Source organism: Streptococcus oralis (assembly GCF_026782375.1).
In the GTDB taxonomy this organism is placed as follows: Bacteria; Bacillota; Bacilli; order Lactobacillales; family Streptococcaceae; genus Streptococcus; species Streptococcus oralis_CL.
In genome coordinates, this window is sequence record NZ_JAKUWJ010000003.1 from 1 (window position 1) to 24,536 (window position 24,536).

Consider the following 24,536-nt stretch of genomic DNA (forward strand, 5'->3'; position numbering starts at 1 on the left):
TTGTTTTTTTCATTGTTCAGTACTATAACCTCAGTTATAGTGCCCTGCACATTGGTTTGTCTTGTTCAGTTTTCAAAGGTCTTTGTCTCTCACTTCTCTCATGAGCGACAACTATATTAGTATATCACAGCTAGCTCTCTCTGTCAACAAGTTTTTCAAACTTTTTTCCAAGTTTTTTCTAACCACAATATACCCATAGTCCGTACGGGATTCGAACCCGTGTTACCGCCGTGAAAAGGCGGTGTCTTAACCCCTTGACCAACGGACCTGAGCTTTTCGACTCTTTCTATTATACCTACTTTTTTACCTTTGTCAAGAACTTTTTTTACATTCTACAACAAAATTTTTAACTTCTATCTAATTGCTAATTGTTTTCTTTTCTTGTTTTAAAATTTGGAGTATTTCTCGTTCTTTATTTCCATATGTTGGTGGGGCTGGATTCCATAAATAAGCATGATGTTCAAGAGCAAATTTCACTTCCGAATAATTGATCTTATCATAGTTTTCATAATCTATATTAGCTAAATATTTTTCAACAATAATTTCATAAATAATAAATTCTTCGAATTTTTCATAAATAGATCTGTATTTGACACTGTCTTTATCCATGAATGTAGTGAATATATATGCTTCAACGAAAAATTCTGTAGAAACTTTTTCTTTTTTCGGTTCAGAAATCATACACCTTAATATCCCTCTTAACTCTGAGTATATGTTTTTACTACTCCCAACTTGTATGCAAATTTGTGTCATATCTGAGTTATCGTTATCCAAATCTCTCTTTTTCCGAGCAAACATTGCCCACAATTTTTTCTCGTCACTTGACACCCCTTTTATCAATTTTCTTATATCTTCATTTCTTAAATCTGAGAATTTACAAATTTCTTTTAAATAGTCATATTTATTTAGATTTTCTTCTACTGACATTTTACTTACTCCTCTGTACTCTATCACTGCTATATAACAATTTTCCTTTGCTAATTAATTATCCATTATACGTTTTTGTTTTGATTCGTTTATAATTTTTAGGTCGTAGAACTTCTATGCTTTTCTCTTAACCAACTTCACGACCGCTTCTGTCCGTGCAGTGTGAGGAAACATATCGACTGACTGGATGTAGTGGAGGTCGTATACTTTCACAAGTTTAACCAAATCTCGTGCTAATGTTGAAACATTACAAGATACATAGACCATCTTTTCTGGAACATAGGTTAGGATTGTCTCTAACAACTCGTCGTCTAAACCAGTTCGCGGAGGATCTACAATCAAGGCATCTGCTCGGTATCCTTCTTTGTACCAACGTGGAATAATCTCTTCTGCAGTCCCAGCTTCATAATAGGCGTTATCAAATCCCATTCTCTGGGCATTTCGCTTGGCATCTTCAATGGCCTCTGGGATAATGTCCATCCCTCTAAGGCTTTTGACCTTCTTCGCGAATGCGAAACCAATTGTCCCGACTCCACAATAAGCATCAATCAAATGATCTTCTTCACTAACATCTAGGGCCTTAACCGCTTGACTATAGAGAATCTCGGTCTGCTCAGGATTGAGCTGATAGAAGGCGCGGGGGGAGAGAGAAAACTCATAGTCGAGTACTCCTTCTTGAATACACTCTTGGCCCCAGATAATTTCCGTCTTTTCACCATAGATTTCACTTGTTTTTGCTGTATTTGTATTGACAGCAACCGTGACAACTTCTGGAAAATCATTAACTAGGTCTTTGACTAGTTGATTCAAATTAAGCTGGCGATTTGTGACAATGATAATCTGGACTTGTCCAGTTTTTCTCGCTCGACGTACCATGATGGTGCGAACACCTAGCGTTTTTCTCTCATCGGTGATGGGGATTTGATGGTAAGTGAGAAGCTCAGCTAGGCGATTCGCAATCACTTGGGTTTCCTTATCTTGCACCAAGCAGTCTTTCAACTCGACAAGGTAATGAGAATTTTGCGCATACAAACCCGCCTTGACCTGATTGTTGAATTTTCGAGTCTGAAATTGCAACTTAGCACGGTAGTACTTTGGTTCCTGCATTCCGATAGTTGGACGGATTTCATAGTTTTCATATCCTGCAGGAGCAAATTTTTTCAAGGCTTGTTGGAGCAAATCTGTTTTGAACTCTAACTGTTTATCATAGTGGAGATGCATGATTTGGCAACCACCACATTCATTATAAATCGTACATGCTGGTACGACTCGAAACTTGGACTTTTTATTAACTTTGAGTAACTTTGCTTCCACAAAGTTACGTTTAATAGAAGTAATCTGACAATAGATATCTTCTCCCTTGAGAGCACCTGGCACAAAAACGAGGGTTTTCTGGTAGAAACCGATTCCCTCACCATTAATGCCCATACGCTTAATTTTTAATGGAATTTTTTGTTTGACTTTTAGATTCATAAGTCTATTATACCACGTAGTTTCTCAATGGTTAAGAATATGTTACAATAAAACCATGAATACAAAGACATCTCATTTTTCCCCATTGGATTTTCCTGAGCAATTACGAACTTATATAGAGGGAGCAACCCTTTCTGACAGCTCTTCTCATTCAGGCGCAACGGTTCTCTATCTTGATTCAGGTTACTATTTGAAAATTGATCAAAAGGGCAGATTAGAGCGAGAAGCTGCCATTGCAAGGTGGTTTGAAACTAAAGGACTGGGAACTCCAGTTATCGACTACTTATCTACAGATAAAGACTACCTTTTAACAAAAGAAGCGCCTGGCAAAGATGCCCTTGCCTTTCTGGATCAGCCAGAAACAATTTGCCGAACCATGGCACATGCCCTTAAAAAACTTCACAACTTACACCCACACAATTTTCCATCAGAAAATCATTTACAGACCTATAAAGACAGAGCTTTGAAAAACTATGAAAAAGGCGAGTTCTATGCCAAGGCCCTCCTACCCCAATTTCAGATTAATAGTCGCGAAGAGGCCTTCCAACTCATCCAAGAACAAGGACACCTTTTAAAGACTGATGCCTTTATTCACGGTGATGCCTGTCTACCAAACTTTATTCTAAAAGATGCTAGCCGTTTCTCTTGCTTTATTGATCTGGGCTTGGCTGATTTTAGTGATCGTCATATCGATCTCTTTTGGGCAGTTTGGTCTCTAAACTATAACCTAGATAACCCAAAATATGCTGAACTGTTTCTTGACTATTACGGCAGAGAAGAGGTCGACACAAACAAACTTCGACTCGTTGCTGCCTTTGAAGCATTTGGATAAAAGGTAAACCATGAAAATCACAAAACTTGAAAAGAAAAAACGCCTCTACTTAATGGAGCTAGATAATCAAGAAACCTCTTATATCACGGAGGATACCATTGTCCGTTTTATGCTATCTCGAGATAAGGTCATTAGTAAAGAGGAACTGACCGAGATTCAGGACTTTGCACAATTCTCTTATAGTAAAAATCTAGCCCTCTACCATTTATCCTTCAAGGCTCGTACTGAAAAAGAAGTGCGAGAGTATCTGAACAAGTACGATATTGAAGATACAATCGCTAGTCAAGTTATCGCTAATCTAAAAGAAGATAACTGGATTGATGACCATCAGTATGCTTATTCCATCATAAATGTCAATCAACTTTCTGGAGATAAAGGACCCTATTTACTAACTCAAAAACTAACTCAAAAAGGGATTGCCAAATCAACTATTGAAGAGGTTTTAAAGGATTTTGATTTTTCAGAGGTTGCTCAACGTGTTGCAGAAAAACTGCTTAAAAAATACACAGGAAAGCTTCCTGCTCGTGCCTTGCAGGATAAGATTATTCAAAATTTGACGAACAAAGGCTTCTCCTATTCTGATGCTAAAAGTGCCTTTGATGACTTGGACAGCCAAGTCGACCAAGAAACGACTCAAGAACTCATTTTTAAAGAGCTAGACAAACAATATACTAAATATGCTCGAAAGTATGAAGGATACGAACTTAAACAGCGTTTAACCCAAGTTTTAGCTCGAAAAGGCTATGATTTTTCGGATATAGCTAGCGCTCTCAGAGAATATCTTTAATATTTTCGTGTAAAATTCAAAAAAATTAGACCGATTTATGATATAATAGTAAACGATAAACTTATAAATTGTAGAAAGTTGGTTAGTTATGAAACTTCCAAAAGAAGGCGACTTTATTACAATTCAAAGTTATAAGCATGATGGGAGTCTTCACCGTACTTGGAGAGACACCATGGTACTAAAAACAACAGAGAACGCTATTATCGGCGTCAACGACCACACACTTGTTACCGAAAGTGACGGTCGTCGTTGGGTGACTCGAGAACCGGCTATTGTTTACTTTCACAAAAAATATTGGTTTAATATCATTGCTATGATTCGCGATAATGGGATTTCCTACTATTGCAATATGGCCAGCCCTTACTATCTAGATGAGGAAGCCCTGAAATACATTGATTACGATTTGGATGTCAAGGTCTTCACTGATGGTGAAAAGCGTCTCTTGGACGTTGAAGAGTATGAGCGCCATAAACGCAAAATGAAGTATTCTGATGATTTAGACTATATTTTGAAAGAGCATGTTAAAATCCTTGTTGATTGGATTAACAATGGACGCGGTCCTTTCTCAGAGGCCTATGTCAACATTTGGTACAAACGCTACATAGAACTAAAGAATCGGTAAAGTTGTCAAACTGGGGTAAAAACCCTGGTTTTTTATTTGAAAAACCCAGCTTTACAGCTGGGTTGATTGCTATATATCTAATTTAGTAACAGTAAACTTGATGTGGGAATAGTCTTTTTCAACATCCTTATCCAACAAGAAAGCCGTGGCATCCTTCTTAACCTGAACCAGGTCAATATTCTGGGCTTGAGCCGCATAGACGCATCCACAATAACATTGACGATAAATATCATACTCCTCGCACATCTCCACCGAACGCTTGTAGCCTTGATTTTTCTTGAAATCACTTGGGAGATAGTGGGTGGTATAAATCTTTTGCACATCAATTCCGATGCTGTTGATGGTTTGAGAATTCTTATGGGGACTGATGGTTAAAGCTGAACCAAAATAGTCAAAGCCCAAATCCATAGCTACCTGCGCTGTTTTGTCCAAACGGTAATCAAAACAAACCTTGCAACGGTCGCCACCCTCGGGTTCTTCTTCCAGTCCTCTGACTAACTTCCGGTATTCATTTGGTTCGTAGGGAGCTTCTAGGTACTGAACCGTATTGCCTGTTCGCTCATTGAAATCACTGACAAATTTCTTTGTGACGTAAGCCCGCTTGTGGTATTCTGCCTTAGGATGGATATTGGAATTGGCAAAATAGATGGTCACATCAGCGTACTTGGTCAGATACTCGAGAGTGTAGGTACTACAAGGAGCACAGCAAACATGCATGAGAATAGTTGGACGTTGCTCATTTTTTTCCCAAACCTGAACCATTTTCTGCATGACACGGTCATAATTAATCTTCTGATTGGGATTCATCTTGCTCAGAATTTCTTCTACATCGATCATGTTCTTCTCCTTTTACTATTAGTTATTTTACCATATATCACCAACCAGCTCAAATCTATTTTATAAAAAGGAAGCGATAAAAGGAGGGATGCTCATTCCCTCCTTTTATGTTTTTTACGAATTGCTTAGTATAAACAGCTTACATCATCCCGCCCATCATGCTTGGGTCCATTGCTGGAGCTGGGGCTACTGGTTCTGGTTTATTGGCTACGACTGCTTCTGTTGTCAAGATCAAGCTGGCTACAGATGCTGCATTTTGAAGGGCAGAACGGCTCACTTTAACTGGATCGATGATTCCTTCTTCAATCATATTAACCCACTCACCAGTTGCTGCGTTGAAACCTGTACCAAGCTCAGCATTCTTCAAGCGATCGATGACGATAGATCCTTCGAATCCTGCATTGTGGGCGATTTGACGAACAGGTTCTTCCAAGGCACGGAGAACAATACTGCGTCCTGTTGCTTCATCACCTGTCAATTCCAAGGCTGCGACAGCTGGAATCACATTAGCAAGAGCAGTTCCGCCACCAGCAACGATTCCTTCTTCAACGGCTGCACGAGTAGCGTTAAGGGCGTCTTCGATACGAAGTTTCATTTCCTTCAACTCAGTTTCAGTTGCTGCACCGACCTTGATCACTGCGACACCACCTGACAATTTTGCCAAGCGTTCTTGCAATTTTTCGCGGTCAAATTCAGATGTTGTAGTTTCGATTTGAGACTTGATAACTGCAACACGGTGAGAAATGGCTTCAGGATTGCCAGCACCTTCTACGATAACCGTACTGTCTTTGTCCACAGTCACTCTAGCAGCTTGACCAAGCGCTTCAATCGTCGCGTCTTTTAACTCAAGACCAAGATCTTCTGTAATGACTGTTCCGCCTGTCAAGATAGCGATGTCTTCTAACATAGCCTTACGACGGTCACCGAAACCAGGGGCTTTGACAGCTACGACATTGAAAGTTCCACGAATCTTGTTCAAAACAAGGGTTGGAAGAGCTTCGCCATCTACATCATCTGCAATAATCAAGAGGGGACGATTGCTTTGGAGAATGCTTTCTAGGAGTGGCAAGATTTCTTGGATATTTGAAATCTTCTTGTCAGTAATCAAAATGTATGGATTTTCAAGGTCCGCCACCATTTTTTCGCTATCTGTCACCATGTACTGTGAAAGGTAACCGCGGTCAAACTGCATTCCTTCTACGACTTCAAGTTCTGTTTCCATACCACGTGACTCTTCAATAGTGATGACACCATCTTTGCCAACTTTTTCCATAGCTTCAGAGATGTATTCACCGACTTTTTCAGAACGAGAAGATACAGCGGCAACCTGAGCGATGGCTTCTTTGTTGGCAACTGGAATGGCTTTGTTTTTCAAGGCTTCTACAGCTGCGGCAACCGCTGCTTCAATCCCCCGACGGATACCGATTGGATTGGCACCTGAAGTAACGTTTTTGATTCCTTCGCGGACGATAGCTTGGGTCAAGACAGTTGCAGTTGTCGTTCCGTCACCTGCGATATCATTGGTTTTTGAAGCGACTTCTGATACCAACTTGGCACCCATATTTTCAAAATGGTCTTCCAACTCGATTTCTTTGGCAATAGTCACCCCGTCGTTGGTGATGAGAGGTGAACCGAATGATTTTTCCAACACAACGTTACGACCTTTTGGTCCCAAGGTTACTTTAACAGTGTCTGCAAGGATATCGACACCACGAACCATAGCTGAACGAGCATCAGATGAAAATTTAATTTCTTTTGACATACTTACTTTCTCCTTCTATTCTTCAATGATCGCCAAGATGTTAGCTTCACCAACGATGATATACTTTTCATCTCCATCTTTGACATCAAGACCTGCATGTGCTTCAACTAAGACACGGTCTCCAGCCTTAACGCTCGGAGCAACCAAGTCACCGTTCAAAGTACGAACACCTTGTCCAGTAGCCACTACTGTAGCTGTTTTCGTTTCTTCTTGGGCTGATTTTGCGAGGACAAATCCCCCAACAGTTTGTTCTTTTTCTTCAATTTTCAAGACCACACGGTCTCCCAATGGTTTCAACATTTGCTTTCCTCCATAATACAATCATATTATTAGCACTCTTTACATATGAGTGCCAAACTATAGTTCTATTGTATCACTTGGTCAGAAATAGTCAAGAAAAAAGTCTGACTTTCTCAAGATAAAAAAGCCTAAGATTGACTCAGGCTTTTCTATGCTTAAAATGGTAATTCTTCCTCTTCCAAAACCAAATCAGCCAAATCCTGACCTGCGTTATTTTCACGCATGGCACGTTGAGCACGACTTTCCAAGAGTTGGAATCCTGTCACGAGAACTTCGGTCACATAGTTGGTCTGACCATTTTTCTCAAAGCGACGGGTACGAAGTTCTCCATCCACAGAGATAAGACTACCTTTGGTCGCGTAACTTGCCAAGGTTTCAGCCAATTTTCCCCAAAGAACAAGATTAACAAAATCAGCTTCACGTTCCCCATTTTGGTCTTTGTAACGACGGTTCACAGCGATAGTTGCACGCGCTACTGACTTGTCATTGTTGGTTTTGTGCAATTCTGGTGTAGACGTCAAGCGCCCGATCAAGATAACTTTATTATACATTTTTCATCCTCCTACTTATCTATTCGCAGGAAATCAAAAAAAGTTACAGAAATTTGTAACTTTTCGAAGAAATTTTTTATTTTTTATGCACCATGAAACCTGTCGCCTGTTGATTGGCCATAATAGTCATATCTGTAATCTGCACACGACGGGGTTGACTGGTCACATAGACAACAGTGTCTGCGATGTCTTGTGCCTGCAAGGCTTCGATTCCCTGATAAACCGTCTCAGCCCGCTCTTTGTCCCCATGAAAACGTACTGTAGAAAAATCTGTTTCAACGATCCCCGGTTGAATGGTTGTCACCTTGATGTCCGTTGCGATCGTATCAATTCGAAGCCCATCTGAAAAAGTCTTAACTGCTGCCTTGGTGGCTGAATAAACTGCTGCACCCGCATAGGCATAGATTCCTGCAGTTGACCCCATGTTGATGATATGTCCTTGATTGGCTTTTGCCATTGCTGGCAAGAAAGAGCGAGTGACTGCCATCAAACCTTTGACATTGGTATCTAGCATGGTCAACATATCCAACTCTTCATAGTCTTGATAGGGAGCCAAGCCAAGAGCCAGTCCGGCGTTATTGATCAAGATATCAATCTGCCCTATCGTTTCTAGAATATCGGAACAAACAGTCTTTACCATGGTCATATCCGTCACATCCAGAGGAAAAGTCCAAACTGTTTGATTTGGAAAAGTTGCTGCAAACTCCGACTTGAGAGCTTCTAGTCTGTCTGTCCGTCGCCCTGTTAGGACGACATTCTCACCCTGATCCAGATAAGCACGCGCAATCGCTTCACCGATTCCTGAAGTCGCTCCTGTAATCACTACATTTTTTGCCATCTTATTTCCTTCTATCTGGTCTATCAGATATTAACAACTTCTTAGGCAGTCCAGTGCTTAGCTGGATCAAATGGAGTTCCAACAACTTGGTCTTCTGATAATTCAATAATACCACGTTTTTGCGGAGCATTTGGCAAATGCAATTCACGAGGACTGCACATCATGCCAAAACTCTTTTCGCCACGAAGTTCGCCTGGGAAAATGAGATTGCCTTTGGGCATCATAGCTCCAGGAAGAGCGACAATGGTTTTCAAACCGACACGCGCATTAGGAGCTCCTGCAACGATTTGCACTGTCTTGTCACTTGCAACGGCAACTTGGCAAATGTTGAGGTGGTCACTATCTGGGTGAGCGACCATCTCGACAATTTCACCAACAACAAACTTAGGTTCCTTGTCATTGACAATTTCTTCCTCAAAACCTTCCGCCTGCAACTCTTGGTTTAAACGAGCGACTTGCTCATCTGTTAAAAAGACTTGACCGCGTTCTGCAATTTCAAATAAACGTGAAACTTCGAAAATATTCCAAGCTACTGTTTCCCTATTTTCTTTGAGAAAAACACGGGCTACCTTGCCTTTGCGCTCCACGTCCAACTTGGCATCTCCGCTGTTTTTCACGATGACCATAAGGACATCGCCGACATGCTCTTTATTATATGTAAAAATCATTCTTTTCTCCTATTTCAGTCCTGCTAAAAAGTCGTTAATTTGTTCCTTGCTTTTACGATTACGATTGACAAAACGGCCGATTTCCTTGTCCTTTTCTAGCACAACAAGGCTAGGAATCCCGTACACATCCCAGAGTTTGGCCAGATCCATGTACTGGTCTCGGTCCACTCGAATAAAGGTGAACTCTGGATTGGTCTCCTCAATCTCTGGCAAGGCTGGATAGATATAACGACAATCTCCACACCAGTCTGCCACAAAAAGAAAGACCTTCTTACCATCCTGCTCGACAAAACCTGCGAGTTCTTCTATATTACTGGGAATAATCATAAGACTTCCTCCTCATAGACTAGGTCTTCATTTTCATAGACAAAAGTATAGTGACGACCATCCTCGAAAATGACCCCTCCGACGAGTCGCTCTAGACTACTTTCGTAGACTTGAACATAGAGAGTCGCAATCTCACCCATATCTGAGAAAAGTTCGCGCACGATAGCGGTCAACTCTTCTTGCGTCTTCATGAGTTTGTGGTTATCTGCTGCTTTTTTAGCCCCCAAAGCAAGGGCGCTTAGACCAGCCACAGTCAAGCCAGTCATCCATAATTTCTTAGCTTTCATACCATTCATTGTAACACAAAAAGGGCTCTAGGACAAATAGGGAAGCCGCAGAAAAGCAAGTAAAAAGCCCCTTCCTTAAAGGAAAAGGACTTCTTATACTCAAAGAGCAAACTAGGAAACTAGCCGCAGGTTGCTCAAAACAGTGTTTTGAGGTTGTGGATAGAACTGACGAAGTCAGTAACCATACCTACGGTAAGGCGACGCTGACGTGGTTTGAATTTGATTTTCGAAGAGTATTATTCTTATTGCCAGGCGCCTGAGTTGCCAACGTAGTAACCATCAGGTGTGTAGGTATTGCGAAGCATCTTACCTGAGGAATCCATATAGTACCACTTGTCCTGATTCTTAACCCAATCACTCTCGATCATAGCGCCAGAAGAAGTGACATAATACCACTCTCCCTTATCATATACCCAAGAACTTGCCTTCATAGCTCCGGATGCTGATAAATAGTACCATTTGCCTTGATCGAAAAGCCAATCGCCCGCAATCATAGCTCCTGATGACTTAAAGGCATACCAGAAGCCACCTTGATAGAGCCACGTTTGATGAAACATAACTCCCTTTTCATCCATAAAGTACCAAATTTCCTTGTCCTTAACCCAATCATTTTGAACCAATTGGCCTTGTTTTTGATAGTACCAATTTTGGTCTGATTTTAGCCAGCTTTCTGCTTTTACAATCGGATAAAGTTCTCGGAAGGCTCCTCCCCCCTTGTAGGAATGACTGATCGATTCTGGTTTTGTAAGTTTTAACTCACCATTGTCATGGTCTTTCCAAGCATAAACTTTTTGACCATTGACAGTCTCTGGTAAGGTAGCAGTGTAGGTCTTGGTTTGATAGTCCCATTTTGTATCAAGGTAGGTGTAATGGTCTTTTGATTCTTCAATACGGTAGTAGCCACTTTTCTCACCATTATATACATCATCTACCACTTTAGAGGACCAGGTCTTTACTTCATTTCCACTCTTGGCCTCGACCTTGATATCTCCTCTATAGCCGTAAGGTACGTAGAAATTCAGGTAACGCCCCTCTGTACCGACCATAGACTTGTCCTTTTCTTGGCCTAGGAAATTGACTGTCTGATCTTGACCATTGAGACTGACCGTCCACTCGACTTTCTCAGTTTTTGGCAAATCCAAGACTTTGATATCTACTTCATGGCCATTATTAAATCGAAGAATTTTGCCATCTTGATACTTAACCCCACCCTTAATAACCCATTCTTCTTCCAATTCGAATGCTTTTCCTGAATGAGGGAAAGCCAGTAAAGCTAAACCTGCTAGAGACAAACAAAATAGTGTGATTTTTTTCATTGTATATCCTCCTTAGGGATTATTATATTAATTATATCACTATCTATTTTTTTTGCAAATCTTATCCTGAATATGCTAGAAGAAACCTCTGAGATTATTCTCAGAAATTAGAAGATAACTAGTTACTATTTTCAACTGCTGCAGTAACAAAGGCAGTGTAGAGTTCTTCTGGACGATTTGGACGGCTGGAAAGTTCAGGGTGATACTGACAAGCCACAAAGAATTTATTTTCAGGTATCTCCACTATTTCTACCAAACGATTATCTGGAGAAACTCCTGAGAAGACAAAGCCTGCTGCCTCAAACTGCTCACGGAAGGCGTTGTTAAACTCATAACGGTGACGGTGACGGCGTTGCACCACTTCTTGATTGTGATAAGCAGCTGCTGCCTTAGAGCCACGTTTCAACTTAGATGGATAAAGTCCCAAACGAAGGGTCCCTCCCATATCCTCAATATCAACCTGGTCACGCATGATATCAATGATAGGGTATTTTGTTTCTGGTGCAAGCTCTGCAGAATTAGCACCTTCAAGACCCAAAACGTGACGAGCAAACTCGATACAAGTCAACTGCATTCCCAAGCAGACACCCAACATTGGAACATCATTCTCACGCGCATAGCGAATGGCTTGAATTTTCCCTTCCGTACCACGTTGACCGAAACCGCCTGGCACGATGATTCCGTCCGCATCAGACAAGAGCTCTGCCACATTCTCTGCCGTCACATCATTGGCATTGATCCAATTAATCTTCACTTCTGCGTCGTTGGCATAACCAGAGTGTTTCAAGGCTTCAACCACAGATATGTAGGTATCTTGCAACTCCACATACTTACCAACAAGGGAAATCTTGACTTGTTTCTTGAGGTTCATGACCTTGTCCACCATAGCTGACCACTCTGTCATATCCGCTGCTGGTGCATCTAATTTCAAGTGATCACAGACAATCTGGTCCATACCTTGTGCCTGCAAGTTCAGTGGAATTTGGTAAAGATGCTCAACATCTAATGATTCGATAACGGCTTCTGGTGCCACATCACAGAACTGGGCCAGTTTGTTTTTAATCCCTTGACCAGCTGGTTTTTCTGTACGAATGACCAACATATTTGGCTGGATTCCCAAACCACGCAATTCTTTTACAGAATGTTGAGTTGGCTTGGTTTTCATCTCACCAGCAGCCTTGAGATAAGGAAGCAAGGTTGTATGGATATACATGACATTATCCGCACCCACATCTGCCTTCATCTGACGAAGGGCCTCTAAAAATGGCAAGGATTCGATATCTCCAACGGTTCCACCAACCTCTGTGATAATGACATCCGAGTCGGTCGTTACAGCGGCACGCTTGATTTTTTCTTTCAAAGCATCTGTGATATGAGGAATGACTTGAACAGTTGCGCCAAGGTACTCGCCACGGCGTTCCTTACGAAGAACTTCACTGTAGATTTTACCAGTTGTCACGTTTGAGTATTTGTTAAGATTGATATCGATGAAACGTTCATAGTGTCCCAAGTCCAAATCTGTCTCAGCCCCATCATCTGTCACAAAGACCTCCCCGTGCTGGTAAGGACTCATGGTTCCCGGATCGATATTGATATAAGGGTCAAACTTCTGAATAGTCACTTTTAGACCACGATTTTTCAAGAGACGGCCCAGACTTGCTGCCACAATCCCTTTCCCAATAGACGACACCACACCACCAGTTACAAAAATATATTTCGTAGACATAGATTCCTCTTTCTAAAATGCTCAAGGTCTTGTTAACTACAAGGGGAGATAGAGAACAAGACCTTTATGGATAACGACTTTTCAAGAAAAACTTCCTGAAAAAACAAAAATAGCTCCCTAGTAACTAGAGAGCCCCGACCTCTAAAAGAGGTGCCCGAACAATATAATACCTCAAAGCAGAACATTTGTCAATCCGAATCGGTAAAACATGAAAAAGAAGATTGCTTTCAGAAAACCAACTAAAGTTCCTCATCCCAACGGATGACCTGCTTAACCACTCTGCTCAAGGAACAAAAAAGGAGATCTTACGATCTCCTCTGTGAGGCTTCTTATACTTCTTCACTCGTTTCAGCGTCATCGTCAGAAAACTCATCGTCTTCTTCGTTAAGATCCACATCTTCACCCAAGTCATCTGGAGCGATTTCGTTGATTTCTGCATCGTAAGCTTCCACTTCATTTTTCTCATCATCAGGATTTTCATCATCGTATGAAAGAGCTGGGTCTGCTTCGTATGCGTCTTCGTCTTCTGGATCATCCGCATTGTAGTCAATAGCATCTGAATCACCATCCATAAAGGCATTGACACGTTTTTTCTTAGCTTTCGGTGCCACTTCATCGTCGTCACTTTCTTCAAGAGCGATGATTTCTTCGTCGATTTCGTCCACACCATACCATGAACGAAGACCCCATTTATTGTCTCCAAGAGAGATGAAGCTACCGTCAAAGTTCAACTCTGTGTAGAACAAAGGCAAAGCTTCGCGGATATCGCTGTTTGATGTTCCAAGGTAGTTTTGAATTTCGTTTACAAGATCGCTAAAATGCATCTCATGATCGCGACCACGAAGTTCCAAGATAGCACGCGCTACCTCAATCATAGATAGTTCACTTTTTTCTTGCCCAGCAAATACTTCTAATTCCAAAGCGTTTCTCCTCATTTTTACTACTATCGCCAGAGCAAACAGACTCTGACCTCATTTTATCATGTACTCTTTATTGTACGATAATTTTGCGGAATAGTCAAAGGTTAAGAAAAAATAAAGGTGAAATATTTCAGCTAATTGAAAGACCTGTGTAACATGACCACAGGTATATTGATTTATTTATAACTCAAGGCTGCAACTCCAATACCAACCACAAACTGCAAGAGGATTCCTACAAAGATAAAGGATTATTTGTTGCATCAAATCAAGTAAAAAGATCATTTCATGTCCTGCCAGTAACTTCGTTTTCTTTCCTTTATTTCATTTTCCCTAGAATAGTGAAAAATCCTTCTCTTGTTAATGAGTTTCATAAGAAAAAGGCTGGAGAATCCAACCTTCTCTATTTATTCAGCTAAGAGTACTTCTTTGATGGTTTGCTTTTGGAGTTTTCTGTTGGATAGATAAAAGAGGCTTTCATAAACCACAGCAAAACCGATCAAAGTCCAGAAGAAAACATTCCCATTAAAGTGATGCTCAATCTTTTCAGGAACCGTATCTTTTATCACACCAATCAAAATTTCCATGATAGCATACTGATAAGCCGTCCCAAGAACAAATCCTAGATAGGCCCAGAAACGATAGGGAGATAGGATATGACCTTGGCATTCACGATCTGTGTAGCCAAAAGCCTTCATAAGAGCCAGGGTTTCGCGACTTTCTGAGACGACAATCCCCAATGACAAAAAGAGAATAGAGAAAGAAAGGATCAAGCCAATCATGATCATCATGGTTTGGATGATGTCATCTGTGTAGTCCCTTAGACCAAAGGACAATTGAACCATGGCCGCAAAACACATAGAGCCAAAGACTACAAAAAACAGAATAGATTTTCTCCCCCAAATTAGTGACGAAGACAGCTCTTTTAGGAAGTCTTTCTCTTTCTTAGGAGCCCTCTTTCTCCTTTTGACCTTGATTGGTGTTGGGGACTTTTTCAATAAGCGAAGAGTCGGCGTTTGTAGTTGTCTTCTAGCATAGCCAATCGCGAGAAGCATAAAAAATGCCGTTGGAAGGATCACCAAAGCAACTAAGAGCTGCCAGTGAAAATTGATGGTGATTTCTGGCAGGATCCCCTTCTCATTACGAAAGTCATAAAAATGTCCCATCATAAGAAAAGAAGCAAAATAGCCAAGAAGCGCCCCAGCTCCAAAACTGAGCCCAAAAGCCCAAAATCGTTTCGCCAACTGGCCATTACTATAACCCAAAGCCTTTAAAATCCCTAATTGTTCCTTGTGGTCATCGACAAATTGTTTGATATAAAAACACATGAGAAGGATCGACGTCAAGGACAAGACGATCCCACTGACCATGGCCACCATCCAAGATAGCGAAACCTGGGCATCATAATAGGCCATAATCATCAGATTGGTTTTAGAAATCTCCAACTGCTCGATATCAAGATAAAAATTCAAGAAAAGATTGGCCACAAAAACCGCACAGGCTCCAATGATACTGACGACAACTAATTTTCGAATATCTTTTACTGAAAACATGGCTTACCATCCAATCTCATAAGCAGTCTGTGGCTGATCATTGGTCACAACTTCAGTAATTTTGCCACTATTGACGCGAATGATGGTTCTGGCCATATCCGCAATATTTTGGTTGTGTGTCACCATGATTAGGGTAAAGCCTAGCTTTTCCTTCAACTTCCAGATATAGTCGAGAATCTTGCGACCTGTTTCTTCATCCAGAGCTCCCGTCGGCTCATCTAAGAAAAGAATCTCTGGCTTTTTGGCTAAGGCACGAGCAATGGAGACTCTCTGCTGTTCGCCGCCAGACAATTCACTCGGATACTTGTCCAGCTTATCGCCAAGTCCCAAATCCTCGATAATCTGCAAAAAATCATGATTGTCTGCCAGGTCAGCTCCCATCTTTACATTCTGTCTGACCGTAAGATTAGGCAATAAATAATACTGCTGGAAAATAAAGGCAATCTTCTCACGTCTAAAGGCCGTCAATTGAGCATCCGTGAGTTGTGATAAATCTTGCGCTTGAATGAGGATATGCCCCTCGTCTACCTTCTCTAATCCTGACAATACGTTTAAGAGAGTTGACTTGCCTGATCCAGAAGGACCGAGGATAACCACATCATCCTGGTCTTGAATCTGCAAATCAATCCCTTTTAAAACCTTGGTTTGGCCGTAACTTTTGTGCACATTTTCTAGTTGAATCATTTCTTTCCTACCATTTCTTTGATGAGAGATTGACAAACCTCTGTCAGTAATCCAATCACTTCTTCCATGCTGAATTGATAAATACCAGAAGCAACCATAGAGGCCATGCCGTGTGAGTAGATAAATAAATGCTGGTACAGGCGACTAGCCTCCTCTAACGTCAATGGATAGTCTGCTACAATCGATTCCAGAACCAATTGGTAACTATGATCCTTCATAGGAAGAAAATCTTGAAAGCGACGAATCGGATCTTTACTAGGATTTTGGAAAAGCAATTGAAAAAGTTGGGGCTCTTTTGAGGCGAACAGGATATAAGCAACTCCGACAGATCGAAATGGCTTCTCATCTTCTAAAGCCTTTCGTATATACTCCACTACGACCATCTCTGCAGCAACAATAACCTCTGCTTGTAACTCGGCCATATTGGCAAATTGCCCAAAAATCACTCTCGGTGTAGCTCCCAGTTGCTCCGCTAATGCTCGAGCCGTCAAACTCGCCATGCCCTCTTCTCTCACCAATTGTAAAGCTGTCCCAATGATAGTCTCTTTACTAAATTTAACCTTTGGTGGCATAAGACTCCTTTCACGCAACATTTGTTGCGCAACACTTGTTGCATAAAAATATACCATAAAAAAGAAAGACTTGTCAAGAAAAAACTGTAAAACACAAAACAAAAAGACAGAGGACGTTTTATTTCTTTGCTACCCAGCCGATAGCATAGCTAGGTAGATTTTCGGTATCAAGCCAGATGAATTCAATCCCGATTTCCTCATTTTTAAACTTGGTCAAGCCAATACCATTGATTTCTAGTTCGTTGAGTCGTTGTCCTGTCAAAACTTCTCGTTCCTTCAATTAGAAAAGTTAAGGTGAACTAATATAAATCTTCTAAGCTTCTATATTCTATGACTTCATTTTTTATGATGCTCTTTTTGAATTCAAAATGATTCAAAGGATTATCGATTAATACTAACTTTGTAATATCATCCAGGTTAGTAACCAAGGATAGAATAAAATCTGATTTAAATTCTTTAGCTTTCTCAAATTCTCTGGCAGTCAAACGAACGCGACCCTTAAGTTTTCGAATTCCTTTAACTTCGGCAAGATAAGAATGTTCTTGAACATCTACTTGGAAATCATATCCATCACCATAAAGACGGGCATCGGTCAATAGTCCACCTTGAAATTTTTCTTCTTTATCAAAGTTGAGTATAAAATAATTTTCTGCTTCCATTCCAGTTTCTTGTAGGCGTTTGAATTTAGTTCTAATTATTGGTTTTTCAACGATGGTTATGCCTGTTTTCTCCCCTTCACTTGCAAGCAACATTTTAACGATTTCTGCATAACTGTGAACATCTTCATTCCCAAACATCATGTCAATTAAATCTTTACGAAAACGGTAGACTTCAGCTTTTTGTCACCAGCCTTTTCTATTGTTATCAAAATAAGGGTCGAATAAATCCATTCTATTTTTAACTACCCCAGTTGTTTCTGCGATACCCAAAGAAACTATATAACGATAAAACTCAGATTTACTAGAGCATTGAAACTCTTTTATAAATAACTTATCAAATTTGGCAAGACCATAGCTAATTAAATTTAACAATTCATAATGAGGGTGTTTGAACATCACTTTCTCCATCAATAGATATTGATTTCAATATACAAAAAAACACGGTTTATCACCGTGTTTCTGTGTTTATTTCACCAACTTCTTCATCTCATCAATACGTGCGACGGTCGCGTCGTACTTAGCTTGGTAGTCGGCTTGTTTGTCGCGTTCTTTTTGGACGACTTCTGGTTTGGCGTTGGCTACGAAGCGTTCGTTAGAGAGCTTCTTACCAACCATATCCAGTTCTTTTTGCCATTTAGCCAGTTCCTTGTCGAGACGAGCCAGTTCTTCTTCGACATTGAGGAGGTCTGCCAGCGGCAGGTAGATTTCTGCTCCTGTGATGACGCTTGACATAGCGAGTTCAGGTGCAGGGATGGTTGATGCGATTTCCAAGTGTTCTGGATTTGTGAAGCGTTTGATGTAGTTGACATTGCTGTTAAAGAAGGCTTCCAAGTCGCTATCGCTTGTTTTAACAAGGATGGTGATAGGCTTGCTTGGTGCAACGTTTACTTCCGCACGCGCATTACGAACGGCACGGATCAAGTCTTTGAGGCTTTCGACACCAGTGTGAGCTGCAAGGTCTTCAAAGGCTGGATTGACAGTTGGGTATTCTGCTGTGACGATAGAGCCTTCTGAGATTTGTCCAAAGATTTCCTCTGTCACGAATGGCATGATTGGGTGAAGGAGACGAAGGATCTTGTCCAAAGTGTAAAGGAGAACAGAACGTGTGATGACTTTCTCTTCTTCGTTGTCGCTATAAAGGACTTCCTTGGTCAACTCAACGTACCAGTCCGCAAACTCGTCCCAGATGAAGTTGTAGAGAATATGTCCAGCCACACCAAACTCAAACTTGTCAAAGTTAGAAGTAGCTTTTCCGATTGTTTCATTGAGGTTGTGGAGAATCCAGCGGTCTGTGACATTTCCAGCTTCCTTGTTAACAACTTTTTCGACATTGGCAGTAGCTTGCTCAAGGGTTAAACCTTCATTGTTCATGAGGATATAGCGAGAGATGTTCCAAATCTTATTAATGAAGTTCCATGAAGCATCCATTTTCTCGTAAGAGAAGCGCACGTCTTGGCCTGGTGCAGAACCGTTTGAAAGGAACCAACGAAGGGCATCGGCACCGTATTTCTCGATGACATCCATAGGGTCAATCCCGTTACCGAGAGATTTAGACATTTTGCGTCCTTGCTCGTCACGGATGAGACCGTGGATAAGAACGTTTTGGAATGGCTGACGGCCAGTGAATTCTAAGGATTGGAAGATCATACGAGACACCCAGAAGAAGATGATGTCGTAACCTGTAACCAAGGTTGAAGTTGGGAAGTAACGTTTGAAGTCTTCTGAGTCGACATCAGGCCAGCCCATGGTTGAGAATGGCCAAAGAGCCGAACTGAACCAAGTATCCAAGACGTCTTCGTCCTGAGTCCATCCGTCACCTTCTGGAGCTTCTTCACCGACATATATTTCACCCTCAGCATTGTACCAAGCAGGGATTTGGTGACCCCACCAGAGCTGACGAGAGATTACCCAGTCGTGGACATTTTCCATCCATTGGAGGAAGGTGTCGTTGAAGCGTGGCGGGTAGAATTCTACCTTGTCCTCTGTGTCTTGGTTAGCGATGGCATTTTTCGCCAATTGGTCCATCTTGACAAACCATTGCGTAGACAAGCGTGGCTCAACCACTACACCTGTACGCTCAGAGTGACCAACACTGTGGACACGTTTTTCGATTTTAACAAGGGCACCGATTTCTTCCAACTTAGCAACGACTGCCTTACGAGCTTCAAAACGGTCCATACCTGCAAATTCGAAGGCCAAGTCGTTCATAGTTCCGTCGTCGTTCATAACGTTGACTTGTGGCAAGTTATGGCGTTGACCAACCAAGAAGTCGTTTGGATCGTGGGCAGGTGTGATTTTCACGACACCAGTACCAAACTCAGGATCTGCATGCTCATCTCCAACGATTGGGATGAGTTTATTAGCGATTGGAAGGATGACGTTTTTACCAATCAAGTCCTTGTAGCGTGGGTCTTCTGGATTGACCGCAACCGCAACATCCCCAAACATAGTCTCAGGACGAGTTGTCGCAACTTCAAGGGCGCGTGAACCATCTTCCAGCATGTAGTTCATGTGGTAGAAGGCACCTTCGACATCCTTGTGGATCACCTCGATATCAGAAAGGGCTGTGCGAGCTGCTGGGTCCCAGTTGATGATAAACTCACCACGGTAGATCCAGCCTTTCTTGTAAAGGTCCACAAAGACCTTGCGAACGGCTTTTGACAAGCCTTCGTCAAGGGTGAAACGCTCGCGGGAGTAGTCTACAGAGAGCCCCATCTTACCCCATTGTTCCTTGATGGTAGTGGCATATTCGTCTTTCCATTCCCAGACTTTTTCCAAGAATTTTTCACGACCGAGGTCGTAACGGCTAATACCCTCACCTCGCAAGCGCTCCTCAACCTTAGCCTGAGTGGCAATCCCCGCGTGGTCCATCCCTGGAAGCCAAAGTGTATCGAAGCCTTGCATGCGTTTTTGACGGATGATGATATCTTGCAAAGTTGTATCCCAAGCGTGACCAAGGTGGAGTTTACCAGTTACGTTTGGTGGTGGAATCACGATAGAATACGGCTTAGCCTTTTGATCGCCTGAAGGCTTGAAAACATCGGCATCAAGCCATTTTTGATAACGACCAGCCTCAACCTCGGCTGGATTGTATTTAGGTGAAAGTTCTTTAGACATGTGTTTGTCCTTTCTCTATTGTATTCATTTTATTTTGAATCTGCTTTGCAACTTCTTCTGCAGACAGATTCGTATTATTTATTTTAAGGTAGTGGTACAACTCGTTCGGTTGATGTTGGGAATTTAATTGAAGTGTTTCAGCAGTCTCCAAAATTTCTCTTTCAGATACCTCAATATGTCGTTTTAAGGGTTTGTGCTTTAATCGATTCTCCGTTCGATTTCGATGTAAGCGCTCCTCAAGACTTGTTTCCAACTCAACAAACAGAATCTCTTGATGAAGGTTATCCAATAAATCCTGAATTTGTTTTAAATACAGTAGCTGGTACTGATTTGAAAAATCAATTACGTCTGTTAAAATCACAGATCGCTGATTCCTAGCACTTGCTCCAAGGAAAGAAAAGGTAATTTCACGAACAAATTCCCACATTTCCTCTGTATAGTCCTGATAGATTTCTAGTGCAAAATCGATGGCTTGATGGTTATAAAAGAGGGTAGCATTTGTCTTTCGAGATAACTCTTGGCCAATCGTCATTTTCCCAGAAGCCGGAGCCCCAATGATGAAAATGTGCATCAAACCACCTCCCACTCACTCTTCAGCAAGCCATATATCAGACTATCACAGCGGTTCCCTTGAACATCCTTTCTGTCTCGGATGCGAGCTTCGAGGGTGAAGCCAAGCTTCTCTGCGACTCGTTGACTTTGAAAGTTATATCCAAAGCAAGACAATTCAATTTTATGTAGATTCAATTCTTTAAAAGCTAGATCAATCAAGGTACGCGCTGCTTCGGGCACATAACCTCGCCCCCAATAATAGGGGTGCAAGGTATAGCCAATCTCCAACACATCGTCTTCGTGGCGATGGTTGAAATCAACAGATCCGATAACTTTATCAGTCCCTTTGACCACAATGCCGTAGCCTGCTGGGAGATTTTCCTTTTCATTGCGCTCGGGAAGGATATGCTTTAGGTAATAAATCTCATCTTCCAAGGTCTTGACGGGTGGAAAGCCTGCTGGGTAGCCGACTTCTGGACGACTAGCGTAGTCAAAGATATCCTCGGAATCAGCCACGGTACGGACTCGCAAGACAAGTCGCTCCGTTTCTAATCGTTCTGGTAATTGTGCTTGCTCCATCTTCAGCCCTCACTTTCCATAAAAAAATGCCCCTGCCATCTACATGACAGGGACGAATGTGTTTATCCGCGGTACCACCCAATTTCGGGCAAAGCCCGCAACTCTCGTCTTTATAATAAAAAGACAATATTATTTCATTTTTTATCCATCAGCAACCAGTTTTGACACATTTGTGGACTTCTCAGCTCCGCCACTTTCTGTAAAATGTGGGATTCAAAACACCTCTAATGGCTTTATTGTAACAAGTTTTTGACGGAAATGCAAGGGACAAGAAAAATTACTTGAAGCTGATTCCGTGTTCTTTTAATTTCTTGATCGTAGCTGGGCCGATTCCCTTCAAGGCAAGGAGTTCTTTTTCAGTCCAGTTTTTGAAGTCAGAAGCTGACTTGATACCTTCATCATAAAAAGTCTTAGCGCGATCTACTGAGAGGCCACCCAAAGTAGCTGCGAAATCTTCTACTGAATTGGCTACTTTTTGAGCTTGTTCCTTGGTCGCTTCTACAGCTTGTTCCACTTTTTTAGAGACAACTTTTCCTGCTTGGCTGGCAGATTTTTCTGCGTGTTTCACGACTTTCTTGGTCTCTTCTACAACTTTGGTCACTGTAGTTGAAAATGCACCTGAGCGACGAAGGCTGTTTCTTAATTGTTTTTTACGTTGGAGTTTCTTTGACATGATAAAATCCTTTCAATAAAAAATCCCTGCTCTGACAAGGATTTAATAAAGATATTCTATCAAGATTTTGGCAAAAAATCAAGAAAGTATCTGAATTTTAATAGTTTCGCTCACCAAACAAGCCTTCTGGCAGATCATGAAATCCCTTGCCTGCTTTGAAGTTTTCAAACTTACCCAGCAAGAACTGGTAGGCATCCAAGCGACTCTCGTAGCGAATCATGGCATCTTTGGCACGTTCGTCTTGGTCTTCTTCGTAGACCTTTTGACTTTCCTTGTGCGCCATGTCGTTGATCATGATCTGGGTATTGACCCAGGCCTCAAATTCCTTCATAAATTCTTGTTCGTAACTCATTGCTTCTCCTTATTCTAATCCACGGAAGTAGTCCGTATCAATCTCACGGTAGGGCTGAATGTCCTGAACATACTCCAGCACACCTTGGAATTCCCCGTTCTCATCGTGTACCGCAGCGTAGGTGATGTGGACAAACTTGCCTCGCGACTCAGACTTGAACCACATTTCATACTTGTCCTTGACCCCTTCACGAAGACCTTTCATAACGGCCTTCACCTTGTCTAGGTACTTAGGCGGATGGCAGAGTTCAACATTGCGCCCGACTTGGGACGGCGTCCGTTTGAAAATCATCTCATCAGCTGGCGCATTGTTATTGTAATACTGAAAAATGTCGTCTTTATTGACAAAGGTGATCTCCATGGGGAGGTGATTGAGAATGAGGTTGGCCTGCTCAATTGAGAGATAGCCATTCCCAAAAGCCTGTTGACTATGGCGGTCCAGCACTGCTTCCTTTTCCTTAGGGGTAAAGGTAATGGTGAACTGACCTTCTGGTGTATCGATAACTTGTTGCACTTGACCTTCAGCCGTGTCTAGTTGCACGGGCTCCTCTGCACTATTTTCCTCAACAAAACTCTGGCGTTCTGGAACCCATTTCTCAGACGGACGGATGATGGCATAACCATAGGCGTCACTCTCCTCCGCAATCTGAAGCCAGTCATCCTGAGTGAAGGACTCGAGGAGAATCATGAGAAGGATGGACTCTTCCTTGAAAATCATACTTTCAAACTCTGTCGCAAAAGCTTCAAAAGCTTCTTTTACACTGCTAATCGACACTTCTGGAAGTGACTTAGCTGTCGTTAGAGCTGTTTGAAAGAGTTCTCTGATCTGGTCATCCACTCCCCACATAACTTTGGGAGGTGAATCGTGTCCATAGCGCTCCATGATAGGAAAGAAGAGCTCTTCCTTGCGCTGATAGTGGATGTCAAATTGGCCCAAAAGCCCCAGTTGACGGACCAAACCCTTGCGCATCTCTGCCAGCATTTCCTCGTCTTCCATAGACTCATAGGTATCTAACAGTCTCCGAATGCGAATCAAGGCAGCACGGAGAGCCAGATTTTCATCCTTAAAGACGCGAACGGGATGGCCAGGATGCTCGGTATCCTCTACTTCGACACCCTTAACAGCATTTTTAAAAAGATTGGCATGGACATCACAGAGCTCCATGACATCTTCAAAGGTAACACCTGAGTCTGAGTTCATCAGCTCGTGCTCCATGAGGGAAATCTCGATGGCTGACACACCTGTAAAGGTCGCATCAAAACGCTCCTGAACTGACTCAGGAGAGGCGCCATTGTGCAATTCTAACAAAATATCCCGTAGGATATGAATTCGTTCATCTGCCATTAGTCTAACCCAATCACTTCGTAACCATTCGCTTCCAGTGTGCGGACAATCTTGTCCATAGGAGTTCCTTCAAGTTTAGAACCCTGTTTGAGCGATACCTTGCGACCGACTGTGTTGCGCATCAAGGGATTAGCAAGTGGTTTAAAACCGAGCTCTACTAGGATTTCCAAGACTTCTGGATGCTTATCCACCACTTCTGCAACGGGAATTGACACATCGATGATATTGTCCATGACGACCTCCATGTATGTTCTAATACTCAATGAAAATCAAAGAGCAAA

The 24,536-nt window shown here is 41.9% G+C and carries 27 protein-coding genes, 1 tRNA gene and 1 pseudogene; 3 read left to right on the forward strand and 26 right to left on the reverse strand.

Translation table 11 applies throughout. The annotated features are described in order from the left end of the window. Nucleotides 1–196 precede the first annotated feature (196 nt). The 3 genes from MK409_RS06880 to rlmD all read right to left on the reverse strand — a co-directional run bounded on the left by MK409_RS06880 (nucleotide 197) and on the right by rlmD (nucleotide 2,400). A tRNA-Glu gene (locus tag MK409_RS06880) sits at nucleotides 197–268 on the reverse strand. Between the two features lie 89 nt (nucleotides 269–357). Further along, on the reverse strand, nucleotides 358–927 hold the full coding sequence (locus MK409_RS06885) for a hypothetical protein (protein WP_268705791.1): 570 nt from the start codon (nucleotides 925–927) through the stop codon (nucleotides 358–360). Nucleotides 928–1,041: 114 nt separating this feature from the next. Continuing rightward, complete coding sequence (gene rlmD / locus MK409_RS06890) at nucleotides 1,042–2,400, reverse strand: 23S rRNA (uracil(1939)-C(5))-methyltransferase RlmD (protein WP_268705792.1); 1,359 nt, start codon at nucleotides 2,398–2,400, stop codon at nucleotides 1,042–1,044. A 55-nt stretch (nucleotides 2,401–2,455) separates the two neighbouring features. On the opposite strand from rlmD, the gene MK409_RS06895 reads away from it, so the two are divergent. The 3 genes from MK409_RS06895 (at nucleotide 2,456) to MK409_RS06905 (ending at nucleotide 4,641) form a co-directional block, all read left to right on the forward strand. Beyond that, on the forward strand, nucleotides 2,456–3,232 hold the full coding sequence (locus MK409_RS06895) for an aminoglycoside 3'-phosphotransferase (protein WP_268705793.1): 777 nt from the start codon (nucleotides 2,456–2,458) through the stop codon (nucleotides 3,230–3,232). Nucleotides 3,233–3,242: 10 nt separating this feature from the next. Next, a complete protein-coding gene (recX, locus tag MK409_RS06900; RefSeq protein WP_268705794.1) occupies nucleotides 3,243–4,019 on the forward strand; it encodes a recombination regulator RecX in 777 nt (258 codons plus the stop codon). A gap of 88 nt (nucleotides 4,020–4,107) precedes the next feature. Continuing rightward, nucleotides 4,108–4,641: a DUF402 domain-containing protein gene (locus tag MK409_RS06905; protein WP_000775318.1), complete on the forward strand. Its 534-nt coding sequence runs from the start codon at nucleotides 4,108–4,110 to the stop codon at nucleotides 4,639–4,641. 69 nt (nucleotides 4,642–4,710) lie between these two features. Here MK409_RS06905 and MK409_RS06910 read toward each other — a convergent pair whose 3' ends face one another. The 23 genes and pseudogenes from MK409_RS06910 to MK409_RS07020 all read right to left on the reverse strand — a co-directional run bounded on the left by MK409_RS06910 (nucleotide 4,711) and on the right by MK409_RS07020 (nucleotide 24,488). Next, nucleotides 4,711–5,478 (reverse strand): epoxyqueuosine reductase QueH, encoded by a 768-nt coding sequence (locus MK409_RS06910; protein ID WP_000567567.1) that lies wholly within the window; start codon nucleotides 5,476–5,478, stop codon nucleotides 4,711–4,713. A gap of 139 nt (nucleotides 5,479–5,617) precedes the next feature. Beyond that, nucleotides 5,618–7,240 carry a chaperonin GroEL gene (gene groL / locus MK409_RS06915; protein WP_268705795.1) on the reverse strand — a complete coding sequence of 541 codons (1,623 nt, stop codon included), beginning with the start codon at nucleotides 7,238–7,240 and terminating at the stop codon, nucleotides 5,618–5,620. 15 nt (nucleotides 7,241–7,255) lie between these two features. After that, nucleotides 7,256–7,540: a co-chaperone GroES gene (gene groES / locus MK409_RS06920; protein ID WP_000917335.1), complete on the reverse strand. Its 285-nt coding sequence runs from the start codon at nucleotides 7,538–7,540 to the stop codon at nucleotides 7,256–7,258. A gap of 155 nt (nucleotides 7,541–7,695) precedes the next feature. After that, nucleotides 7,696–8,091, reverse strand: coding sequence for a single-stranded DNA-binding protein (locus MK409_RS06925; protein WP_268705796.1), 396 nt, complete (start codon nucleotides 8,089–8,091; stop codon nucleotides 7,696–7,698). A gap of 76 nt (nucleotides 8,092–8,167) precedes the next feature. Beyond that, complete coding sequence (locus MK409_RS06930; RefSeq protein ID WP_268705797.1) at nucleotides 8,168–8,929, reverse strand: SDR family NAD(P)-dependent oxidoreductase; 762 nt, start codon at nucleotides 8,927–8,929, stop codon at nucleotides 8,168–8,170. A gap of 41 nt (nucleotides 8,930–8,970) precedes the next feature. Then, complete coding sequence (gene ytpR / locus MK409_RS06935) at nucleotides 8,971–9,597, reverse strand: YtpR family tRNA-binding protein (RefSeq protein ID WP_268705798.1); 627 nt, start codon at nucleotides 9,595–9,597, stop codon at nucleotides 8,971–8,973. Nucleotides 9,598–9,606: 9 nt separating this feature from the next. After that, nucleotides 9,607–9,924, reverse strand: a complete 318-nt coding sequence (locus MK409_RS06940) for a thioredoxin family protein (RefSeq protein WP_268705799.1) — start codon at nucleotides 9,922–9,924, stop codon at nucleotides 9,607–9,609. Beyond that, complete coding sequence (locus MK409_RS06945; RefSeq protein WP_002875970.1) at nucleotides 9,921–10,220, reverse strand: DUF4651 domain-containing protein; 300 nt, start codon at nucleotides 10,218–10,220, stop codon at nucleotides 9,921–9,923. Before MK409_RS06945 ends, MK409_RS06940 begins: the two co-directional genes overlap by 4 nt. Nucleotides 10,221–10,453: 233 nt before the next feature. Next, nucleotides 10,454–11,527: an N-acetylmuramoyl-L-alanine amidase family protein gene (locus MK409_RS06950; protein WP_268705800.1), complete on the reverse strand. Its 1,074-nt coding sequence runs from the start codon at nucleotides 11,525–11,527 to the stop codon at nucleotides 10,454–10,456. Nucleotides 11,528–11,645: 118 nt separating this feature from the next. Then, complete coding sequence (locus MK409_RS06955) at nucleotides 11,646–13,253, reverse strand: CTP synthase (RefSeq protein ID WP_268705801.1); 1,608 nt, start codon at nucleotides 13,251–13,253, stop codon at nucleotides 11,646–11,648. 329 nt (nucleotides 13,254–13,582) lie between these two features. Beyond that, the gene (gene rpoE, locus MK409_RS06960; RefSeq protein ID WP_268705802.1) at nucleotides 13,583–14,173 is read right to left on the reverse strand and encodes a DNA-directed RNA polymerase subunit delta; all 591 of its coding nucleotides are present in this window, start codon (nucleotides 14,171–14,173) and stop codon (nucleotides 13,583–13,585) included. A gap of 404 nt (nucleotides 14,174–14,577) precedes the next feature. After that, entirely contained in the window at nucleotides 14,578–15,723 is a 1,146-nt protein-coding gene (locus MK409_RS06965) for an FtsX-like permease family protein (RefSeq protein WP_268705803.1), read from the reverse strand. A gap of 3 nt (nucleotides 15,724–15,726) precedes the next feature. Then, on the reverse strand, nucleotides 15,727–16,407 hold the full coding sequence (locus MK409_RS06970; protein ID WP_033629367.1) for an ABC transporter ATP-binding protein: 681 nt from the start codon (nucleotides 16,405–16,407) through the stop codon (nucleotides 15,727–15,729). Then, on the reverse strand, nucleotides 16,404–16,979 hold the full coding sequence (locus MK409_RS06975) for a TetR/AcrR family transcriptional regulator (protein WP_268705923.1): 576 nt from the start codon (nucleotides 16,977–16,979) through the stop codon (nucleotides 16,404–16,406). The genes MK409_RS06970 and MK409_RS06975 overlap by 4 nt, the downstream gene beginning before the upstream one ends. A gap of 118 nt (nucleotides 16,980–17,097) precedes the next feature. After that, complete coding sequence (locus tag MK409_RS06980; RefSeq protein WP_268705804.1) at nucleotides 17,098–17,241, reverse strand: hypothetical protein; 144 nt, start codon at nucleotides 17,239–17,241, stop codon at nucleotides 17,098–17,100. 37 nt (nucleotides 17,242–17,278) lie between these two features. Continuing rightward, nucleotides 17,279–18,034 (reverse strand): annotated as a pseudogene (locus MK409_RS06985) (DUF3883 domain-containing protein). Between the two features lie 69 nt (nucleotides 18,035–18,103). Next, entirely contained in the window at nucleotides 18,104–20,755 is a 2,652-nt protein-coding gene (locus MK409_RS06990; RefSeq protein WP_268705805.1) for a valine--tRNA ligase, read from the reverse strand. After that, nucleotides 20,748–21,326 carry an AAA family ATPase gene (locus tag MK409_RS06995; protein ID WP_268705806.1) on the reverse strand — a complete coding sequence of 193 codons (579 nt, stop codon included), beginning with the start codon at nucleotides 21,324–21,326 and terminating at the stop codon, nucleotides 20,748–20,750. Before MK409_RS06995 ends, MK409_RS06990 begins: the two co-directional genes overlap by 8 nt. Beyond that, a complete protein-coding gene (locus tag MK409_RS07000; RefSeq protein WP_268705807.1) occupies nucleotides 21,326–21,886 on the reverse strand; it encodes a GNAT family N-acetyltransferase in 561 nt (186 codons plus the stop codon). Before MK409_RS07000 ends, MK409_RS06995 begins: the two co-directional genes overlap by 1 nt. A gap of 277 nt (nucleotides 21,887–22,163) precedes the next feature. Beyond that, the gene (locus MK409_RS07005; RefSeq protein WP_042902047.1) at nucleotides 22,164–22,559 is read right to left on the reverse strand and encodes a helix-hairpin-helix domain-containing protein; all 396 of its coding nucleotides are present in this window, start codon (nucleotides 22,557–22,559) and stop codon (nucleotides 22,164–22,166) included. Nucleotides 22,560–22,656: 97 nt separating this feature from the next. Beyond that, complete coding sequence (locus MK409_RS07010; protein ID WP_000119707.1) at nucleotides 22,657–22,911, reverse strand: DUF1912 family protein; 255 nt, start codon at nucleotides 22,909–22,911, stop codon at nucleotides 22,657–22,659. Between the two features lie 9 nt (nucleotides 22,912–22,920). Further along, nucleotides 22,921–24,255 carry a DUF438 domain-containing protein gene (locus tag MK409_RS07015; protein ID WP_268705808.1) on the reverse strand — a complete coding sequence of 445 codons (1,335 nt, stop codon included), beginning with the start codon at nucleotides 24,253–24,255 and terminating at the stop codon, nucleotides 22,921–22,923. Then, complete coding sequence (locus tag MK409_RS07020; RefSeq protein ID WP_000368739.1) at nucleotides 24,255–24,488, reverse strand: DUF1858 domain-containing protein; 234 nt, start codon at nucleotides 24,486–24,488, stop codon at nucleotides 24,255–24,257. The genes MK409_RS07015 and MK409_RS07020 overlap by 1 nt, the downstream gene beginning before the upstream one ends. Nucleotides 24,489–24,536 lie beyond the last annotated feature (48 nt).